The sequence below is a fragment of the Klebsiella sp. Lac1 genome (genome assembly GCF_009825425.1).
GTDB classification, from domain to species: Bacteria; Pseudomonadota; Gammaproteobacteria; order Enterobacterales; family Enterobacteriaceae; genus Klebsiella; species Klebsiella electrica.
Genome location: NZ_VJZJ01000001.1, coordinates 781,041 through 798,975, shown reverse-complemented (window position 1 = coordinate 798,975; position 17,935 = coordinate 781,041). Strand labels below are relative to the sequence as shown.

Annotated in this window: 12 protein-coding genes; 4 read left to right on the top strand and 8 right to left on the bottom strand. The window is 54.1% G+C overall.

Annotated features, from left to right (window positions below):
* Positions 1–46: 46 nt before the first annotated feature.
* The 8 genes from lpxK to serC all read right to left on the bottom strand — a co-directional run bounded on the left by lpxK (position 47) and on the right by serC (position 10,841).
* The gene (gene lpxK / locus FNY10_RS03810) at positions 47–1,027 is read right to left on the bottom strand and encodes a tetraacyldisaccharide 4'-kinase (RefSeq protein WP_160703969.1); all 981 of its coding nucleotides are present in this window, start codon (positions 1,025–1,027) and stop codon (positions 47–49) included.
* Positions 1,024–2,772 carry a lipid A ABC transporter ATP-binding protein/permease MsbA gene (msbA, locus tag FNY10_RS03805; RefSeq protein WP_141964997.1) on the bottom strand — a complete coding sequence of 583 codons (1,749 nt, stop codon included), beginning with the start codon at positions 2,770–2,772 and terminating at the stop codon, positions 1,024–1,026. The genes lpxK and msbA overlap by 4 nt, the downstream gene beginning before the upstream one ends.
* Before the next feature lie 36 nt (positions 2,773–2,808).
* Positions 2,809–5,070 carry a ComEC family protein gene (locus FNY10_RS03800; RefSeq protein WP_160703971.1) on the bottom strand — a complete coding sequence of 754 codons (2,262 nt, stop codon included), beginning with the start codon at positions 5,068–5,070 and terminating at the stop codon, positions 2,809–2,811.
* 210 nt (positions 5,071–5,280) lie between these two features.
* Positions 5,281–5,568, bottom strand: a complete 288-nt coding sequence (gene ihfB, locus FNY10_RS03795; RefSeq protein WP_004100704.1) for an integration host factor subunit beta — start codon at positions 5,566–5,568, stop codon at positions 5,281–5,283.
* Between the two features lie 151 nt (positions 5,569–5,719).
* A complete protein-coding gene (gene rpsA, locus FNY10_RS03790; protein WP_004860074.1) occupies positions 5,720–7,393 on the bottom strand; it encodes a 30S ribosomal protein S1 in 1,674 nt (557 codons plus the stop codon).
* Between the two features lie 113 nt (positions 7,394–7,506).
* Positions 7,507–8,190, bottom strand: coding sequence for a (d)CMP kinase (gene cmk / locus FNY10_RS03785; protein WP_131048329.1), 684 nt, complete (start codon positions 8,188–8,190; stop codon positions 7,507–7,509).
* Positions 8,191–8,396: 206 nt separating this feature from the next.
* On the bottom strand, positions 8,397–9,680 hold the full coding sequence (gene aroA / locus FNY10_RS03780) for a 3-phosphoshikimate 1-carboxyvinyltransferase (protein ID WP_131048328.1): 1,284 nt from the start codon (positions 9,678–9,680) through the stop codon (positions 8,397–8,399).
* A gap of 72 nt (positions 9,681–9,752) precedes the next feature.
* Positions 9,753–10,841, bottom strand: a complete 1,089-nt coding sequence (gene serC / locus FNY10_RS03775; protein WP_131048327.1) for a 3-phosphoserine/phosphohydroxythreonine transaminase — start codon at positions 10,839–10,841, stop codon at positions 9,753–9,755.
* Between the two features lie 613 nt (positions 10,842–11,454).
* Between serC and ycaO the strand changes: the two genes are divergently transcribed.
* The 4 genes from ycaO to pflA all read left to right on the top strand — a co-directional run bounded on the left by ycaO (position 11,455) and on the right by pflA (position 17,880).
* Positions 11,455–13,215 (top strand): 30S ribosomal protein S12 methylthiotransferase accessory factor YcaO, encoded by a 1,761-nt coding sequence (ycaO, locus tag FNY10_RS03770; protein ID WP_131048326.1) that lies wholly within the window; start codon positions 11,455–11,457, stop codon positions 13,213–13,215.
* A 384-nt stretch (positions 13,216–13,599) separates the two neighbouring features.
* Complete coding sequence (gene focA, locus FNY10_RS03765; protein WP_100685476.1) at positions 13,600–14,457, top strand: formate transporter FocA; 858 nt, start codon at positions 13,600–13,602, stop codon at positions 14,455–14,457.
* A 51-nt stretch (positions 14,458–14,508) separates the two neighbouring features.
* Positions 14,509–16,791, top strand: coding sequence for a formate C-acetyltransferase (gene pflB, locus FNY10_RS03760; RefSeq protein WP_100685475.1), 2,283 nt, complete (start codon positions 14,509–14,511; stop codon positions 16,789–16,791).
* A 348-nt stretch (positions 16,792–17,139) separates the two neighbouring features.
* Complete coding sequence (pflA, locus tag FNY10_RS03755) at positions 17,140–17,880, top strand: pyruvate formate lyase 1-activating protein (protein WP_131048325.1); 741 nt, start codon at positions 17,140–17,142, stop codon at positions 17,878–17,880.
* Positions 17,881–17,935: the final 55 nt, after the last annotated feature.

The window sequence follows — 17,935 nt, the reverse complement described above, 5'->3', positions numbered from 1 at the left end:
CCGTCAAGGACTCCGGCACCGCGTTATTGAAGCGAGCGTGGCAGAACTAACGTTGCGCCAGCGTCACCAGTTCCGTCAGCAGCTGCTGTGCGCGTTCATCCGTCATTATGGCGTCGACAGGTAAATACCACCAGTTTGCTTCGGCAAACCCACGACATTTCACCGCGTCTTTCTCGGTCATCAGCAGCGTTTGCTGCGGGTTCGCAAGGGCGGAAACGCTTGCCTGCGTTAATGCCTGGTGATCGGCAAGCGCGACGGTTTTTACCGGCAGGACGCCGCAGCTTTCGAGGGTGGCGAAAAAGCGCGGGGGATGGCCGATCCCGGCCATGGCAACGACATTGTCGAAAGAGGCCACGTTTCGCCGTTCGCCGCTGCGTAAATTTATCGCCAGTCCAGGCTGCAGACGCATAGGGATCTCCCCGGCCTGCGCGACGCCGCCGTTCACAATGATGGCATCGACACTGCGTAAACGCGACGCGCGTTCACGCATCGGCCCGGCCGGGAGCCACCAGCCATTGCCAAAACGGCGCTCGCCATCAATCACGACAATTTCTTTGTCCCGTGCCAGTTTGTAGTGCTGCAGACCATCATCGGTGATGATGAGCTGCAAATCATGCGCATGAAGCAGCGCCTGTACCGCCTCACGACGCTCCGGCGAAACCGCAACCGGCGCGCCGGTTCGTTGAAAAATAAGTACCGGTTCATCGCCGGCTTCCGCCGTACTGGTCTGCTTGCTGAGCAATAATGGATAGCTCACCGCTTTCCCGCCATAACCGCGGGAGACAACGCCAACGCGAATACCGCGCTGCCGGAGCTGCTCCACCAGCCAGATGACCACCGGCGTTTTGCCGTTGCCTCCGGCGGTGAGGTTGCCCACTACCGCCACCGGAACCGGTGCTCGCCAGGCTTTCTTCAGCCCCAGCCGATAGCTGAGGCGAATCAGCCCGCTCACCAGGCCATAAAGCCAGGAGAGCGGCAGCAAGAGTCGCCATACCGGCGACTCACCGGACCAGATACGCGCAATCATTGGCCAAACTGCATTTTATGTAGCTGAGCGTACACGCCGCGGTGTTCCAGCAGGTCGGCATGGCTACCGCGCTCGACAATATGGCCATCTTCCACAACCACAATTTCATCGGCTTGTTCGATGGTGGACAAACGGTGGGCAATAACCAGCGAAGTGCGGTTTTTCTGTAGCTCGTCGAGGGCCGCCTGGATAGCGCGTTCCGACTCGGTATCCAGCGCCGATGTCGCTTCATCCAGAATCAGAATCGGGCTGTTACGCAGCAGCGCACGCGCGATGGCAATACGCTGACGCTGTCCGCCGGAGAGCAGTACGCCGTTCTCACCGATAACGGTATCGAGGCCATTATCCATTTTGCTGATAAAGTCCATCGCATAGGCCATACGAGCCGCCTCTTCGATCTGCTCGCGGCTGTACTCTTCCTCGCGCGCATAGGCAATATTATTCGCCACAGTATCGTTGAACAGATGAACGTTTTGCGATACCAGCGCGACCTGGTTGCGCAGCGATGCCAGGGTGTATTCACGCAGCTCGTGGCCATCGAGCAGAATCTGGCCATTATCGATATCATAAAAGCGCGTAATCAGGCTGGCGATGGTCGATTTACCCGACCCCGAACGTCCGACCAGGGCGACCGTTTTGCCTTCCTGGATGTGGAGGTTGATATTTCGCAACGCCGGCGTTTCGCGGCCCGGATAGGTAAAGGTGACGTCTTTAAATTCCAGGTTGCCCTTCGCGCGATCGAGAACCAGCCTGCCTTCGTCTTTTTCCTGTTCGGAATCAAGAATCGCAAACAGCGTCTGGCAGGCGGCCATCCCGCGCTGGAACTGAGCATTGACGTTAGTCAGCGATTTCAGCGGACGCATCAACGCAATCATCGAGGAGAAGACCACGGTGATGGTACCGGCAGTCAACGTTTCCATGACGCTCGGGAAGCTGGCGGCATAGAGGACAAATGCCAGCGCCAGTGACGCAATCAGCTGAATAACCGGGTCAGAAATAGACGACGCGGAGACCATTTTCATCCCCTGCAAGCGCATTTTGTTGCTGACCTTATCAAAACGTTTGGTTTCTACCTCCTGGCCGCCAAACATCAGCACTTCTTTATGCCCTTTCAGCATTTGCTCTGCGCTGGTGGTCACCTGACCCATGGTGTTCTGCATATTCTTGCTGATATTACGAAAACGCTTCGATACCACGCGAATCGCCACGGAGACGATGGGGGCCAGGACTATCAGAATCAGCGACAGCTGCCAGCTGTAGTAGAACATCATCACAAACAGGCCGATGATCGAAGCGCCTTCGCGTACAACGGTAATCAGCGCGCTGGAAGAGGATGACGCAACCTGTTCGGAATCATAGGTAATGCGTGACAGCAAGGTACCCGTGGACTGTTTATCGAAGAAGGAGACGGGCATCCCCATCATGTGGCTGAACAGTCGGCGGCGCATGGTCATGACGACTTTGCCTGAAACCCACGAGATACAGTAGCTCGAAATATAGCTGGTGACGCCACGCAGCAACATCAGCCCAATCACCACCAGCGGCATCCATAGCAGCACTGAGCGATCCGTTTTACCAAAACCATCATCCAGTAACGGTTTAAGAAGCGATAGCATGAAGGTATCACTAGCGGCGTTAAAGACTAACGCAACGGCCGCGACGATCAGTCCGGTTTTAAATGGCGCAATAAGCGGCCAGAGGCGGCGGAAGGTCTGCCACGTGGAGAGATCTTTATCATTCTGCATTCAATAAACCAGCTTATGTTGAAATAGCCGCATATTCTACCCGTTATCCACGGTCTCGCCAAACCACTGATGATACCAACGCGGTAAAAGTTGATCTCGTAAGCTTTGGATTTGCCAACCTTCTGGAGAAAAAATAACCGTAACTTGCCCCTGATGCGGCGTATCAAACCACCGATAGCCCTGCTGTCGGTAGCGCAGCGCCACTTTAGCCGCCGGCATCCGCCAGACATTATATCGCGAGGCTGAAGCCAGCGCCGCCGCGCCGCCGACCCGCTGCAATAATGCAACCGAAGAAGAGGTCTGACTCCCGTGGTGCGGAACCTGGATAAGTGTAGACGCAAGATGCTGCCAGTAGCGGCTCATCATTGCCCTTTCCGCCGGAATTTCAATATCTCCGGTCAACAGAACGCTCTGTTTTCCGTCATCAATACGGACCACGCAGGAGCGATTATTACCGGTCATGCTGGAGCCCACCAGCGGCCAGAGCACGCGAAAAGTCAATCCACGCCATTGCCAGCTTTCACCTCGCTGACAGGGAAGATGCCCCTGCCAGCCCAGTGGGCTGCGGATCCAGAGCCCGGGCCAGGCCTTCAGCAGCGAATTGAGACCACCGCGGTGGTCAAGGTGCTCATGGCTCAACAACACGCCCTCCGGGCGCAGGTTATGCCAGCGTAGCCAGGGAATAATAATCTGCTGACCGCTATCGCCATCGGACCAGGCCAGTCCCGTATCATACAAGATTGCCGCCCCCTCCCGTTCGATGACCATGGCCAGCCCCTGTCCGACGTCCAGCATCGTGACCCGCCATTCATCTTTCACTTCGTGGCGCCAGAAAGGCCAGCTCAGCAGCACCGTGCTGCTGAGACAAAGTGCCGGTAGCGAACGCCAGGCGTGAAAACGCCACACCAGCAGTAGCAGCCATGGCAATACGCTTAACGCCGCCCAGCGAAAATCCAGACTGAGCCAACCCTGCGGCAGCAGACGCAAAAACCAGAATAATGCCGCCAGCAGACGGTCTGCCAGCCACCACACCGCCATTTCAACCACCGCAGGCCCGCTGAGATGCAGCAGCATCGCCAGCAGGATCAAGGGAACCACTGCGAAGGTGACCAACGGCACGGCAATCAGGTTTGCCCCCCAGGAAGTCAGGCTGATGCCGTGGAAAAGGAGAATCTGAATCGGCAATAGCAGAAACATCAGCCCAAGCTGCAGGTGGCCTAACGCGAGCACTTCGCGCCATGGCCAGCTGGTGCGCAGCTGCAACGGTGCCATCTGGTACCAGAAAATCAACGTCGCGACGGCAAAGATAGACAGCCACAGACTATCAGACAACACCGCCAGCGGATCGGCGAATAAGATAGCGCCAATACAACAGAGCCAGATCTGCCAGGACGACCAGCGTTTGGCTGACAGCCGTAGGCCCGCTACGCAGATCAGGGCCACGCAGGTCCGCAGCGCAGGCGGCTGCATACCGGTCAGCCAGGCGTAAAATAGCGCGCAGGCCAGACCGACAAGTAGCGGCATTCTCCAGCCAATCCACCGGCACGGGAAAAAGAATTGCAGGCCGCGAACCACCAGTCCGCCGAGTATGGCGCCTAACGCAATATGCAACCCCGAGATCGCCATCAGATGCGATGTGCCGGTTTCCTGCATCAGCCGTTTGATATCCCCCGGGACAACCAGCCTCTCTCCCATGCCGAGCCCGAGTATCACCGATTGCCAGGGAAAAGCCTCAAGAGTGCGCGCCAGCGATGCCAGATAGCGTGCGCGGTAACTGCACGTCGGGTCCAGCGCTTCAGCCGACGTAAAGCGCCCGGTTAACGCACGATGTTGTGCCAGGGCAAAACGCTGGCCGTCAAAGCCCCCTTCGTTGAGCTGACTATGGACCGGGCGAAGACGAGCGGTCATCTTCCAGCGCTGCCCGGCACATGGCGGATCGGGCAGCGCATTACCGTACAGAGTCACCGCTGGTGCCGGCCATAGTCTCTGCCCGTTTAAACGGAGAATATTTCCCTGATAGGTCATCTCCCCTTCGACTGCCGTCAACTGGATTTCAACCTGCCGGTTACCGCCGGGTAGCACCTGCATCGGCCACAGCACCTGACGCGCGCTCAGCACACCCCAGGCAAAAAACAGCATGGTCAACGCCAGGTAACGTGATGGACTCCAGCGGTAAAACGCTATCAGGATCGCGCCAGCGATAATCACCTGAACGGCGGGCAGCGTGGGCAGGTCGGGTAACAACAGCAGTGGGCAGATCCCGATAACCGTGCACCCGGCAAGCTGTGATAAACGCATGTCCCCCTCCCTGTTGACGGAGAGTATTGCGCGAAAGCGAAAGGTCGTCAGCGGTCGGCGGGCAGATGTGGATTGCGGCTTGCGCAAAACCTGCGATGTTGCTGCAAAACGGGGGCGCTACTGCGAGGCAGGGCAAACTGGGGGCATAAAAAAAGCACCGCAGAGGTGCTTTTTTTATCATCGGAGTACGTTGTCGCCGTCTGGCGAGACTTACTCTTCGTAAATATTGGCGCGGTCGCGTAATTCTTTCCCAGGCTTAAAGTGCGGAACGTACTTACCTTCCAGCTCAACTTTATCGCCAGTCTTCGGGTTACGCCCGGTGCGAGGTGCTCGATAATGCAAAGAGAAACTGCCGAAACCGCGGATTTCAATGCGCTCACCTTGAGCAAGCGTTGAGGCCATATGTTCCAGCATTTCTTTAACAGCATCTTCGACCGCTTTCGCGGGAATGTGAGATTGCTGGCTGGCAAGTCTTTCTATCAATTCTGACTTGGTCATTATTCCTCCGGTTTCCTTCAAGGCAAAATTAGCTAACTGCTTTAAACAAGGGCGGCCGTAGCCGCCCTTTGTGCTTGATTACAGGACGAATCCTGCAATCTGTCAAGTAAACTCGTCGTAATTCAGGTTGTTGTAACCTGAATGACTAAGATTACTCGCCTTTAGCTGCTTTGAAAGCTTCAGCCATTGCGTTGTTAGAGAAGTTTGCATCTTCCTGTTTGTTAACAGTTGCGATGGCATCTTTCTCATCAGCTTCGTCTTTAGCACGAACAGACAGGCTGATTGCGCGGTTTTTACGATCAACGCCGGTGAATTTAGCTTCAACGTCGTCGCCAACGCTCAGAACCAGAGTCGCATCTTCAACGCGGTCACGGGAAGCTTCAGAAGCGCGCAGGTAACCTTCAACGCCGTCAGCCAGTTCTACGGTTGCGCCTTTAGCGTCAACTGCAGTGACTTTACCGTTTACGATTGCGCCTTTCTTGTTCAGTGCAACCCAGTTGTTGAACGGATCTTCTGCGAGCTGTTTAACGCCCAGAGAGATACGCTCACGCTCTGCGTCAACCTGCAGAACAACTGCTGCGATTTCGTCGCCTTTTTTGTATTCACGAACTGCTTCTTCGCCTGCAACGTTCCAGGAGATGTCAGACAGGTGAACCAGGCCGTCGATGCCGCCGTCCAGGCCGATGAAGATACCGAAGTCAGTGATAGACTTGATTTTACCTTCAACACGGTCGCCCTTGTTGTGGGTTTCCGCAAACTGCTGCCACGGGTTGTTTTTGCACTGCTTCAGACCCAGGGAGATACGACGACGTTCTTCGTCGATATCCAGAACCATCACTTCCACTACGTCGCCAACGTTAACAACTTTGGACGGGTGGATGTTTTTGTTGGTCCAGTCCATTTCGGAAACGTGAACCAGGCCTTCAACGCCTTCTTCGATTTCAACGAAGCAGCCGTAGTCGGTCAGGTTGGTCACGCGACCGGTCAGTTTGGTACCTTCCGGATAACGCTTAGCGATAGCTACCCACGGATCTTCGCCCAGCTGTTTCAGGCCCAGAGATACACGAGTACGCTCGCGGTCGAACTTCAGCACTTTAACAGTGATTTCGTCGCCAACGTTTACGATTTCGCTCGGGTGCTTAACGCGTTTCCACGCCATGTCGGTGATGTGCAGCAGGCCGTCAACGCCGCCCAGATCAACGAATGCGCCGTAGTCAGTGAGGTTCTTAACGATACCTTTGACTTCCATGCCTTCCTGCAGGTTTTCCAGCAGCTGATCGCGTTCTGCGCTGTTTTCGGATTCGATAACGGCACGACGGGATACAACAACGTTGTTACGCTTCTGGTCAAGCTTGATAACTTTGAACTCAAGCTCTTTGCCTTCCAGGTGCAGAGTGTCGCGAACCGGACGAACGTCAACCAGGGAACCTGGCAGGAACGCGCGAATACCATTCAGCTCAACAGTGAAGCCACCTTTAACTTTGCCGTTGATAACACCGACTACAGTTTCAGCTTCTTCGTAAGCTTTTTCCAGCGTGATCCAAGCTTCGTGACGTTTAGCTTTTTCACGGGACAGCAGGGTTTCACCGAAGCCGTCTTCTACTGCATCCAGAGCAACGTCAACTTCGTCACCAACCTGGATTTCCAGCTCGCCCTGGGCGTTTTTGAACTGCTCTGCCGGAATGGCGGACTCAGATTTCAGACCGGCGTCAACCAGTACGATATCTTTGTCGATAGCAACAACAACACCACGAACGATGGAACCCGGACGGGTTTCGATTGTTTTTAAGGATTCTTCAAATAGTTGAGCAAAAGATTCAGTCATGTTTAATCTTCAGGTTTCATATTTAACGTCCACCTGGCTCCGTGCCGGATGGGGTTGTTTAACATACCCGCTAACACTCCATTGCTGCGGGGGTACTGCTAAATCGGTCGCGATTACGCGAGTGCCAGTTTTTGGCGCGCATATTGTAGCGCTTTTTCAATCACTTGCTCAATAGTTAAACTGGTTGAATCCAGAACTAATGCATCTTCTGCGGGAACAAGTGGGGCGACGGCGCGGTTACGATCGCGGTCATCGCGCTCTTTTATCTCGGATAAAAGGCGATCAAAGTTAACACTAAACCCCTTCTCCTGCAACTGAAGCATGCGACGCTGAGCACGTTCTTCCGAAGAGGCGTCAAGGAAAATTTTGACGGGGGCATCCGGGAAGACGACGGTTCCCATATCGCGTCCGTCGGCGATCAGACCCGGGACTTCACGGAATCCACGCTGGCGACGCAGCAACGCTTCACGCACGCGGGGAAACGCGGCGACTTTCGATGCGGTATTGGCCACTTCCTGGGTACGAATGGCGGCGCTGACGTCTTCGCCTTCAAGAATGATTTCCAGACTGCCGTCGGTGGAGATAAAACGCACGTCCAGGTGCGCCGCTAGCGGTACCAGCGCCTCTTCCGATCCGACATCAACATGATGATGCAGCGCCGCAAGAGCCAGAACGCGATAGATGGCCCCGGAATCCAGCAGATGCCAGCCCAGCGCTTCCGCCATTGCCTTGCACAAGGTGCCTTTACCTGCACCGCCAGGCCCATCAATGGTGATTACCGGAATATTTGCCGTCATCTTTTTCTCCTTCAGCAAGGCGCATAGAATGTAAACGCCGCGCATTATACGCATCTCTACGCCGGAAAGTGAGCATTGCTTGCAAATTACGGACTACCAGAAATGAAACGCAGAAGAATTGCGCAATTATAGCGGGCTGACGGAACGTCAGCCCGGAAGATGACAATATTTTACTTTTTCGTTTTACTTTTATGCGCAGGCGAACGTTACGCCAGCGTGCTGATCCGCGCCAACTGCTCGAAGTAATCCGGGAAAGTTTTCGCCGTACATTTCGGGTCGAGAATGGTTACCGGTGTGTCGGAAAGCGCCACCAGCGAGAAGCACATTGCCATACGGTGATCGTTATAGGTGCCGATTTCAGCAAAGCGGAGCTTCGCAGGCGGGGTGATGCGAATGTAATCCTCCCCCTCTTCAACCTCTGCTCCCACTTTACGCAGCTCCGTCGCCATAGCAAACAGACGGTCGGTCTCTTTCACGCGCCAGTTATAAATGTTGCGCAGCGTGGTGGTGCCTTTTGCAAACAGAGCCGCGGTGGCGATAGTCATCGCCGCATCCGGAATATGGTTCATATCCATATCAATAGCGTTCAGTTCGCCATGCGTGCAGGCAATGAAATCCTCGCCCCAGGTGACGGTTGCGCCCATTTTTTCCAGTACGTCGGCAAAACGGATATCGCCCTGTACGCTGTTGCGGCCGATACCGGTGACTTTGACCGTCCCACCTTTGATGGCGCCGGCGGCAAGGAAATAAGAGGCTGAGGAAGCATCGCCTTCCACCAGGTAATCGCCCGGCGACTGGTACTGCTGATTGCCGCGGACGACAAAGCGTTGGTAGTTGTGGTTTTCAACATCAACGCCAAAGGTTTTCATCAGATGGAGCGTGATGTCGATATAGGGTTTAGACACCAGCTCGCCTTTAATGGCGATGGTCGTGTCCTGCGGTGCCAGCGGCGCAGCCATCAGCAGCGCGGTGAGGAACTGGCTGGAGACGCTGCCGTCCACTTCCACTTCGCCGCCGGTAAAGCCGCCGCGCAGGCGCAGAGGCGGATAATTTTCCTGCTCCAGATAATCAATCTGCGCGCCGCCCTGGCGCAGGGCGTCGACCAGATGGCCAATCGGGCGCTCTTTCATTCGCGGTTCGCCGGTCAGCACGATATCGTTGCTACCCAGACACAGCGCGGCCGCCAGCGGACGCATGGCGGTCCCTGCGTTACCCAGGAACAGCTCCAGCGCGCTACCGGCCAGCAGCGGCCCACCGTTGCCGGTCACTTCACAGCGGGTACGGTCAGCAGACAGAACGTAATGAACTCCCAGGGCGCTCAGGGCATTCAGCATATGGCGTACATCGTCGCTGTCCAGCAGGTTGGTCAGCACCGTGGTGCCACGGGCCAAAGCCGCCAGCAGCAAAGCGCGGTTAGAGACACTTTTTGACCCAGGCAGGTTCACGGTGCCATCGACTCGCGCAATGGGTTGTAACGTCAGGGATTCCATCAAACTAAACTCTCAAACAAACAGAATAAAAACCCCGCAGACCCGCTGCGGGGATGAAAAGCAGGAGGGTGATTAGCCGTGGCGGCGTTCAAAATCCTGCATAAAGTCGGTCAGTGCCTGCACGCCCGCCAGCGGCATCGCGTTATAGATAGAGGCACGCATGCCGCCCACTACGCGGTGGCCTTTCAGCGCATGCAGACCGGCGGCAAAGGACTCTTCAAGGAACAGTTTATCCAGCGCGCTATCGGCCAACTGGAACGGGACGTTCATGCGCGAGCGGTTCGCCGCAGCGACATCATTGCGATAGAAAGCGCTGTTATCGATGGTGCTATAGAGCAGGTCGGCTTTCTGCTGGTTGATTTTATCCATAGCGGCAACCCCGCCCTGCTCTTTCAGCCATTTAAACACCAGACCTGACAGGTACCAGGCAAATGTCGGCGGCGTGTTAAACATGGAGTCATTGGCGGACAGAATGGAGTAATCCAGAATCGATGGGCAGGCTACGCTGGCTTTACCCAGCAGATCTTCGCGCACAATAATCAGCGTCAGGCCAGCAGGACCGATGTTTTTCTGCGCGCCCGCGTAGATCACGCCATAGCGGCTAACATCAATTTCACGGGATAAAATCGTCGATGACAAATCCGCCGTGACGACCACATCGTCGCCAAAGTTTGGCGCTTCTTCAATGGCAATACCGTCAATGGTTTCGTTCGGGCAGTAGTGCAGGTAGGCAGCCCCCGGAGTCAGCTGCCATTCGCTCATCGGCTTAACCGCGCGCAGGCCGTCAACGGTGATTTTGGCGTCGATCACGTTCGGCGTGCAGTATTTATGCGCTTCTTTTACCGCACTGGCCGCCCAGTAGCCCGCATCGACGTAGTCGGCAACGGTTTTATCGCCAAGCAGGTTCAGCGGGATACCGGCAAACTGTCCGCGACCGCCGCCGTGGCAGAATAAAACTTTATAATTGGAAGGAATATTGAGCAGGGAGCGAAAATCCTGTTCCGCTTCTTCAGCCACCTTAATGAACTCTTTACCACGGTGGCTGATTTCCATCACCGACGTCCCCAAACCGTTCCAGTCGCACAGTTCCTTTTGCGCCAGTTTGAGTACTTCCGCCGGCAGCATTGCCGGGCCTGAACTGAAGTTATAGACCTGAGCCATTTCCCCTCACCACTTGCTATGTTATTTACCCGCGAACCGTCGCGGGCATAAGTTATTCCTGTGGCTATCGGTTTTATCATTCAGTGACACGCACCGCAATGGCTAAAACTGAGCGTCGGGAAAATGCGGCCTCGCTCACACAAAAGAATCTGCCAGCTTGACGTCATAAAACCGACATAATTGCTGTCAGGTGACGCTTTTCGCCCTGCTGGCCCGCGACCATTCTGCATATGCGCAGCGTGGAGATAATTGTTTATCCCCGGCGCGGAGCTTAAGAACTGCGCTACAACCTACGCCGGCATATTTATCGTCGCGCACAAGGGTGACGAGCTTGCGTTGTGGGGCGGCGGGAAAATGGCCAGACCGGCTTTGGCGTCCGGGTCCGATCATCGTAGAGAATGATTTGCCCGTGGGTTTCCGGCATAACCAACCGGACCTGCCCCAGCTGTTCAACACCGTTATCCGCAGCGCCATACGATGCCAGTCAAATGCCTGCATGGTTAACGCCTGCACAGTTATCGGAGGTCAGTACGGATAGCCAGACGATGAAGATAGCGCCGGTCATCTAAAAGCCGTATCATTGCGCGCTTTACGTACGATAAAAGTGATCGCCATGACTCAAACATTTATTCCCGGCAAAGATGCCGCCCTGGAAGATTCCATCGCTCGCTTCCAGCAGAAATTGCTCGACCTCGGATTTGATATTGAAGAGGCCTCATGGCTGAATCCCGTACCGCACGTATGGTCAGTACATATCCGTGATAAAGCGTGCTCGCTGTGTTTCACCAACGGCAAAGGGGCGACCAAAAAAGCGGCGCTGGCCTCCGCGCTTGGCGAATATTTCGAGCGTCTGTCCACCAACTACTTTTTTGCTGACTTTTGGTTGGGCGATACCCTCGCTAACGGAGCGTTCGTCCACTACCCCAATGAGAAATGGTTCCCGCTGACCGACGATGACGAGGTGCCGGAAGGTCTGCTGGATCCTCGTCTGCGCGCATTTTACGATCCTGACGATCAGTTGACCGCCAGCATGCTGGTCGATCTGCAGTCAGGCAATGACCAACGCGGCGTTTGCGGCCTGCCGTTCACCCGTCAGTCCGATGGCGAAACCGTCTATATCCCGATGAATATCGTCGGCAACCTGTATGTCTCTAACGGGATGTCTGCAGGCAATACGCCGAACGAAGCGCGCGTTCAGGCGCTGTCGGAAGTCTTCGAGCGTCATATCAAAAACCGCATCATCGCTGAAAGCATCAGCCTGCCAGAAATTCCGGCAGAGGTCATGGCGCGCTATCCGGGCGTGGTTGAATCCATTAATAAGCTGGAGGCCGAAGGTTTCCCGATTTTTGCTTACGATGGCTCGCTGGGCGGTAAATACCCGGTTATCTGCGTGGTGTTGTTTAACCCAACGAACGGAACCTGCTTCGCCTCTTTCGGTGCGCATCCGGACTTCGGCGTCGCCCTGGAACGTACCGTCACCGAACTGCTGCAGGGTCGTAGCCTGAAAGATCTCGATGTCTTTACGCCACCAACCTTCGATGATGAAGAAGTGGCTGAACACGCCAACCTTGAAACCCACTTTATCGATTCCAGCGGCCTGATCTCCTGGGATATGTTCAAACAGGATGCCGACTACCCGTTCGTCGACTGGAGCTTCTCCGGCACGACGGAAGAAGAGTTCGCCACCCTGATGGCTATCTTTAAAGCAGAAGATAAAGAAGTTTACATCGCCGATTATGAGCACCTGAGCGTCTACGCCTGCCGCATCATCGTTCCGGGAATGTCAGACATTTACCCGGCAGAAGATCTGTGGCTGGCCAATAACAGCATGGGCAGCCATCTGCGCGAAACTCTTCTCTCCCTGCCGGGCAGCGAATGGGATAAAGAAGATTATCTGGCGCTGATCGAACAGCTGGACGATGAAGGGAATGACGACTTTACCCGCGTGCGTGAGCTGCTGGGCCTGGCGACAGGCAAAGACAATGGCTGGTATACGCTGCGCATTGGTGAGCTGAAGGCGATGCTGGCGCTGGCCGGCGGCGATCTGGAGCAGGCGCTGATCTGGACGGAATGGACCATTGAATTCAATGCCTCAATCTTCAGTGCCGAGCGCGCGAACTACTACCGCTGCCTGCAGACGCTGCTGCTGCTCAGTCAGGAAGAAGAACGTCAGCCTCTGCAGTATCTGAATGCCTTTATCCGCATGTACGGTGCTGATGCGGTAGAAGCCGCCAGCGCGGCGATGAGCGGTGAAGCGCCGTTCTATGGTCTGCAGGCCGTAGATAGCGATCTGCAGGCTTTCCCGGCCCATCAGTCCTTACTGAAAGCCTATGAAAAACTGCAGCGGGCAAAAGCGGCATTCTGGGCTAAATAAGGCTTCATTTTACTGCCAGCCACATTATTCACGGGGTCGATAAGGACCCCGTTTTTCATCGTTAAATAGCCCTGCGGCTAATTTGTAGTTGCAACGTTAATTTACAGTAAACTTTTTTTACGCATCACTTTAGGATTGTTAATTTTAATAAAAAATACCCCATTTTAATTAACCGTCCGCAGCGGCCAAAATGAAAAAAATCAACATAATTTGTAAATTTTAAAATTTATTTTTTTAATTTAAAACATACACTTATCACCATAACAAGTAAAAACCACACATATCCAGGGCTTATAGTTCCGGTGGGATATGATCTACATCAAATTCCCTTCTATAATGCTTTGTTAGTATCTCACCGCCAACTTTTATAAAGAGAGAGTTAGTGTGAAAGCTGACAACCCTTTTGATCTTTTACTCCCTGCAGCCATGGCGAAAGTCGCCGAAGAAGCAGGTGTCTACAAAGCGACAAAGCACCCGATGAAGACGTTTTATCTGGCGATTACCGCTGGTGTTTTCATTTCCATCGCTTTTGTCTTCTATATTACGGCGACAACCGGCACTGCCGCGATGCCTTTCGGGATTGCTAAACTGATCGGAGGGATCTGCTTTTCACTCGGCCTGATTCTTTGCGTCATTTGCGGTGCCGACCTGTTTACCTCCACCGTTCTTATCGTCGTGGCGAAAGCCAGCGGACGAATTACCTGGGGTCAACTGGCAAGAAACTGGCTCAACGTCTATGTTGGTAACCTGATAGGCGCGCTGCTGTTTGTATTGCTGATGTGGTTATCTGGCGAGCATATGACCGCCAACGGAGCCTGGGGCCTTAACGTCCTGCAAACCGCCGACCACAAAATGCACCATACATTTATTGAAGCCGTGTGTCTGGGTATCCTGGCTAACCTGATGGTCTGTCTGGCGGTGTGGATGAGCTACTCCGGCCGCAGCCTGATGGATAAAGCCATGATTATGGTGCTCCCCGTAGCGATGTTTGTTGCCAGCGGCTTTGAGCACAGTATCGCTAACATGTTTATGATCCCGCTGGGTATCGTAATCCGCGACTTTGCAAGCCCGGAATTCTGGACCGCGATTGGTTCTGCTCCGGAAAATTTCTCTCACCTGACCGTGATGAACTTCATTACTGATAACCTGATTCCGGTAACTATCGGGAACATTATCGGCGGTGGTCTGCTGGTTGGGTTGACATACTGGGTCATTTACCTGCGTGGCGACGACCATCACTAAGGGCCGTTTCAGGCAGTAAATAAAAAATCCACTTAAGAAGGTAGGTGTTACATGTCCGAGCTTAATGAAAAGTTAGCCACAGCCTGGGAAGGTTTCGCGAAAGGTGACTGGCAGAAAGAAGTCAACGTACGTGACTTTATCCAGAAAAACTATACCCCGTATGAAGGCGACGAGTCCTTCCTGGCTGGCGCAACTGAAGCGACAACCAAGCTGTGGGACAACGTTATGGAAGGTGTTAAACAGGAAAACCGAACTCACGCGCCTGTTGACTTCGACACCGCCCTTGCCTCCACCATCACTTCTCATGACGCAGGCTACATCAACAAAGCTCTTGAGAAAATCGTTGGTCTGCAGACTGAAAAACCGCTGAAACGTGCGATTATTCCGTTCGGCGGCATCAAAATGGTTGAAGGTTCCTGCAAAGCGTACGATCGCGAACTGGACCCGATGCTGAAAAAAATCTTCACCGAATACCGCAAAACCCATAACCAGGGTGTATTCGATGTGTACACCAAAGACATCCTGAACTGCCGTAAGTCTGGCGTTCTGACGGGTCTGCCGGATGCGTATGGCCGTGGCCGTATCATCGGTGACTACCGTCGCGTTGCTCTGTACGGTATCGACTTCCTGATGAAAGACAAATACGCACAGTTCCTGTCTCTGCAGTCTGACCTGGAAAACGGCGTAAACCTGGAAGCGACTATCCGTCTGCGTGAAGAGATCTCTGAACAGCACCGTGCTCTGGGTCAGATCAAAGAAATGGCAGCGAAATATGGCTGCGATATCTCTGGTCCGGCAACCAACGCACAGGAAGCTATCCAGTGGACCTACTTCGGCTACCTGGCCGCGGTTAAGTCTCAGAACGGCGCAGCAATGTCCTTCGGTCGCGTATCCACCTTCCTGGATGCCTACATCGAACGTGATATCAAAGCAGGCAAAATCACTGAACAAGACGCTCAGGAAATGATTGACCACCTGGTCATGAAACTGCGTATGGTTCGCTTCCTGCGTACTCCGGAATATGATGAACTGTTCTCCGGCGACCCGATTTGGGCAACGGAATCCATCGGTGGTATGGGCGTTGACGGCCGTACTCTGGTCACCAAAAACAGCTTCCGCTTCCTGAACACCCTGTACACCATGGGGCCTTCTCCGGAGCCGAACATCACCGTTCTGTGGTCTGAAAAACTGCCGCTGAACTTCAAGAAATTCGCCGCTAAAGTGTCTATCGATACCTCTTCTCTGCAGTACGAGAACGATGACCTGATGCGTCCGGACTTCAACAACGACGACTACGCTATCGCATGCTGCGTAAGCCCGATGGTTGTTGGTAAGCAAATGCAGTTCTTCGGTGCGCGTGCTAACCTCGCGAAAACCATGCTGTACGCTATCAACGGCGGCGTTGATGAAAAACTGAAAATGCAGGTGGGTCCGAAATCTGAACCTATCAAAGGCGACGTTCTGAACTTCGACGAAGTGATGGACCGTATGGATCACTTCATGGACTGGCTGGCTAAGCAGTATGTCACCGCGCTGAACGTTATCCACTACATGCACGACAAGTACAGCTACGAAGCCTCTCTGATGGCGCTGCATGACCGTGACGTCATTCGCACCATGGCATGTGGTATCGCAGGTCTGTCCGTTGCGGCTGACTCCCTGTCTGCTATCAAATATGCGAAAGTTAAACCGATTCGTGACGAAGACGGCCTGGCCGTTGACTTCGCAATCGAAGGCGAATACCCGCAGTTCGGTAACAACGATGCTCGCGTTGATGACATGGCGGTTGACCTGGTAGAACGTTTCATGAAGAAAATTCAGAAACTCACTACCTATCGCAACGCTATCCCGACTCAGTCCGTTCTGACCATCACCTCTAACGTGGTTTATGGTAAGAAAACCGGTAACACCCCTGACGGTCGTCGTGCCGGTGCGCCGTTCGGACCAGGTGCTAACCCGATGCACGGTCGTGACCAGAAAGGTGCGGTTGCCTCTCTGACCTCCGTGGCTAAACTGCCGTTTGCTTACGCGAAAGATGGTATTTCTTACACCTTCTCTATCGTGCCAAACGCGCTGGGTAAAGACGACGAAGTGCGTAAAACCAACCTTGCTGGCCTGATGGATGGTTACTTCCACCACGAAGCGTCTATCGAAGGCGGTCAGCACCTGAACGTCAACGTCATGAACCGCGAAATGCTGCTCGACGCGATGGAAAACCCGGAAAAATATCCGCAGCTGACCATCCGCGTATCTGGCTATGCAGTACGTTTTAACTCCCTGACTAAAGAACAGCAGCAGGACGTTATCACACGTACCTTCACTCAGACCATGTAATGGTTGTGACTGAAATCGCGATTTAAAAAGCGTACAATAAAGGCTCCACGCAAGTGGGGCCTTTTTAACACCCTCTCCACCCCAGTCTCTTTTGTCCGCTATCTATACTCTATGGATAACAGCCAAAACAGACTTAGAGCCTATCCCATCAGGCGTCATTGTCGCAGCCAGTTTGAACACGGACAGCGCGCAGCAACCGGAGCGTACACGTAGTACGTGAGAATTGTGAGCACTGCCCAGGTTCAAAATGGCAAGTAAAATAGCCTAATGGGACTGGCTCTTAAACACAGCCGGTTTGAGCTGTGCATCACAGGCCCCGGAAGGGCCGAATCTGGAGATATCACCGCAATGTCAACTATTGGTCGTATTCACTCCTTCGAATCCTGTGGCACTGTCGATGGGCCAGGGATTCGCTTTATCACCTTCTTCCAGGGCTGCCTGATGCGCTGCCTGTATTGCCACAACCGTGACACCTGGGATACCCACGGCGGCACCGAAGTCACCGTCGAAGACCTGATGAAAGAGGTCGTGACCTATCGCCACTTTATGAATGCTTCCGGCGGCGGCGTTACGGCATCGGGCGGTGAGGCGATTTTGCAGGCCGAGTTTGTGCGCGACTGGTTCCGCGCCTGCCACAAAGAAGGCATTCATACCTGCCTCGATACCAACGGCTTTGTCCGTCGCTACGACCCGGTTATTGACGAGCTGCTTGAAGTGACCGATCTGGTCATGCTCGACCTCAAACAGATGAATGATGAGATCCATCAGAATCTGGTTGGCGTCTCTAACCACCGTACGCTGGAGTTTGCCCGCTATTTATCGAATAAAAACATCAAAGTCTGGATTCGTTACGTGGTGGTTCCCGGCTGGTCTGACGATGATGACTCCGCGCACCGCCTCGGCGAGTTTACCCGCGATATGGGCAATGTCGAAAAAATCGAACTGCTCCCCTATCACGAGCTAGGCAAGCACAAATGGGTCGCGATGGGTGAAGAGTACAAGCTGGATGGCGTACACCCGCCGAAGAAAGAGACCATGGAGCGGGTCAAAGGCATTCTCGAGCAGTATGGTCATAAGGTGATGTACTAAGCCGACGGGCGGCGTGGCCAGCTAAGCAGAATTTTCCCCGGATAGCGGCGCAGAA

Bases quoted from the DNA above. Each gene is read 5' to 3' on its own strand.
- lpxK (WP_160703969.1), bottom strand. From the start codon at position 1,027: ATGATTGCGCGTATCTGGTCCGGTGAGTCGCCGGTATGGCGACTCTTG.
- msbA (WP_141964997.1), bottom strand. From the start codon at position 2,772: ATGCAGAATGATAAAGATCTCTCCACGTGGCAGACCTTCCGCCGCCTC.
- FNY10_RS03800 (WP_160703971.1), bottom strand. From the start codon at position 5,070: ATGCGTTTATCACAGCTTGCCGGGTGCACGGTTATCGGGATCTGCCCA.
- ihfB (WP_004100704.1), bottom strand. From the start codon at position 5,568: ATGACCAAGTCAGAATTGATAGAAAGACTTGCCAGCCAGCAATCTCAC.
- rpsA (WP_004860074.1), bottom strand. From the start codon at position 7,393: ATGACTGAATCTTTTGCTCAACTATTTGAAGAATCCTTAAAAACAATC.
- cmk (WP_131048329.1), bottom strand. From the start codon at position 8,190: ATGACGGCAAATATTCCGGTAATCACCATTGATGGGCCTGGCGGTGCA.
- aroA (WP_131048328.1), bottom strand. From the start codon at position 9,680: ATGGAATCCCTGACGTTACAACCCATTGCGCGAGTCGATGGCACCGTG.
- serC (WP_131048327.1), bottom strand. From the start codon at position 10,841: ATGGCTCAGGTCTATAACTTCAGTTCAGGCCCGGCAATGCTGCCGGCG.
- ycaO (WP_131048326.1), top strand. From the start codon at position 11,455: ATGACTCAAACATTTATTCCCGGCAAAGATGCCGCCCTGGAAGATTCC.
- pflB (WP_100685475.1), top strand. From the start codon at position 14,509: ATGTCCGAGCTTAATGAAAAGTTAGCCACAGCCTGGGAAGGTTTCGCG.
- pflA (WP_131048325.1), top strand. From the start codon at position 17,140: ATGTCAACTATTGGTCGTATTCACTCCTTCGAATCCTGTGGCACTGTC.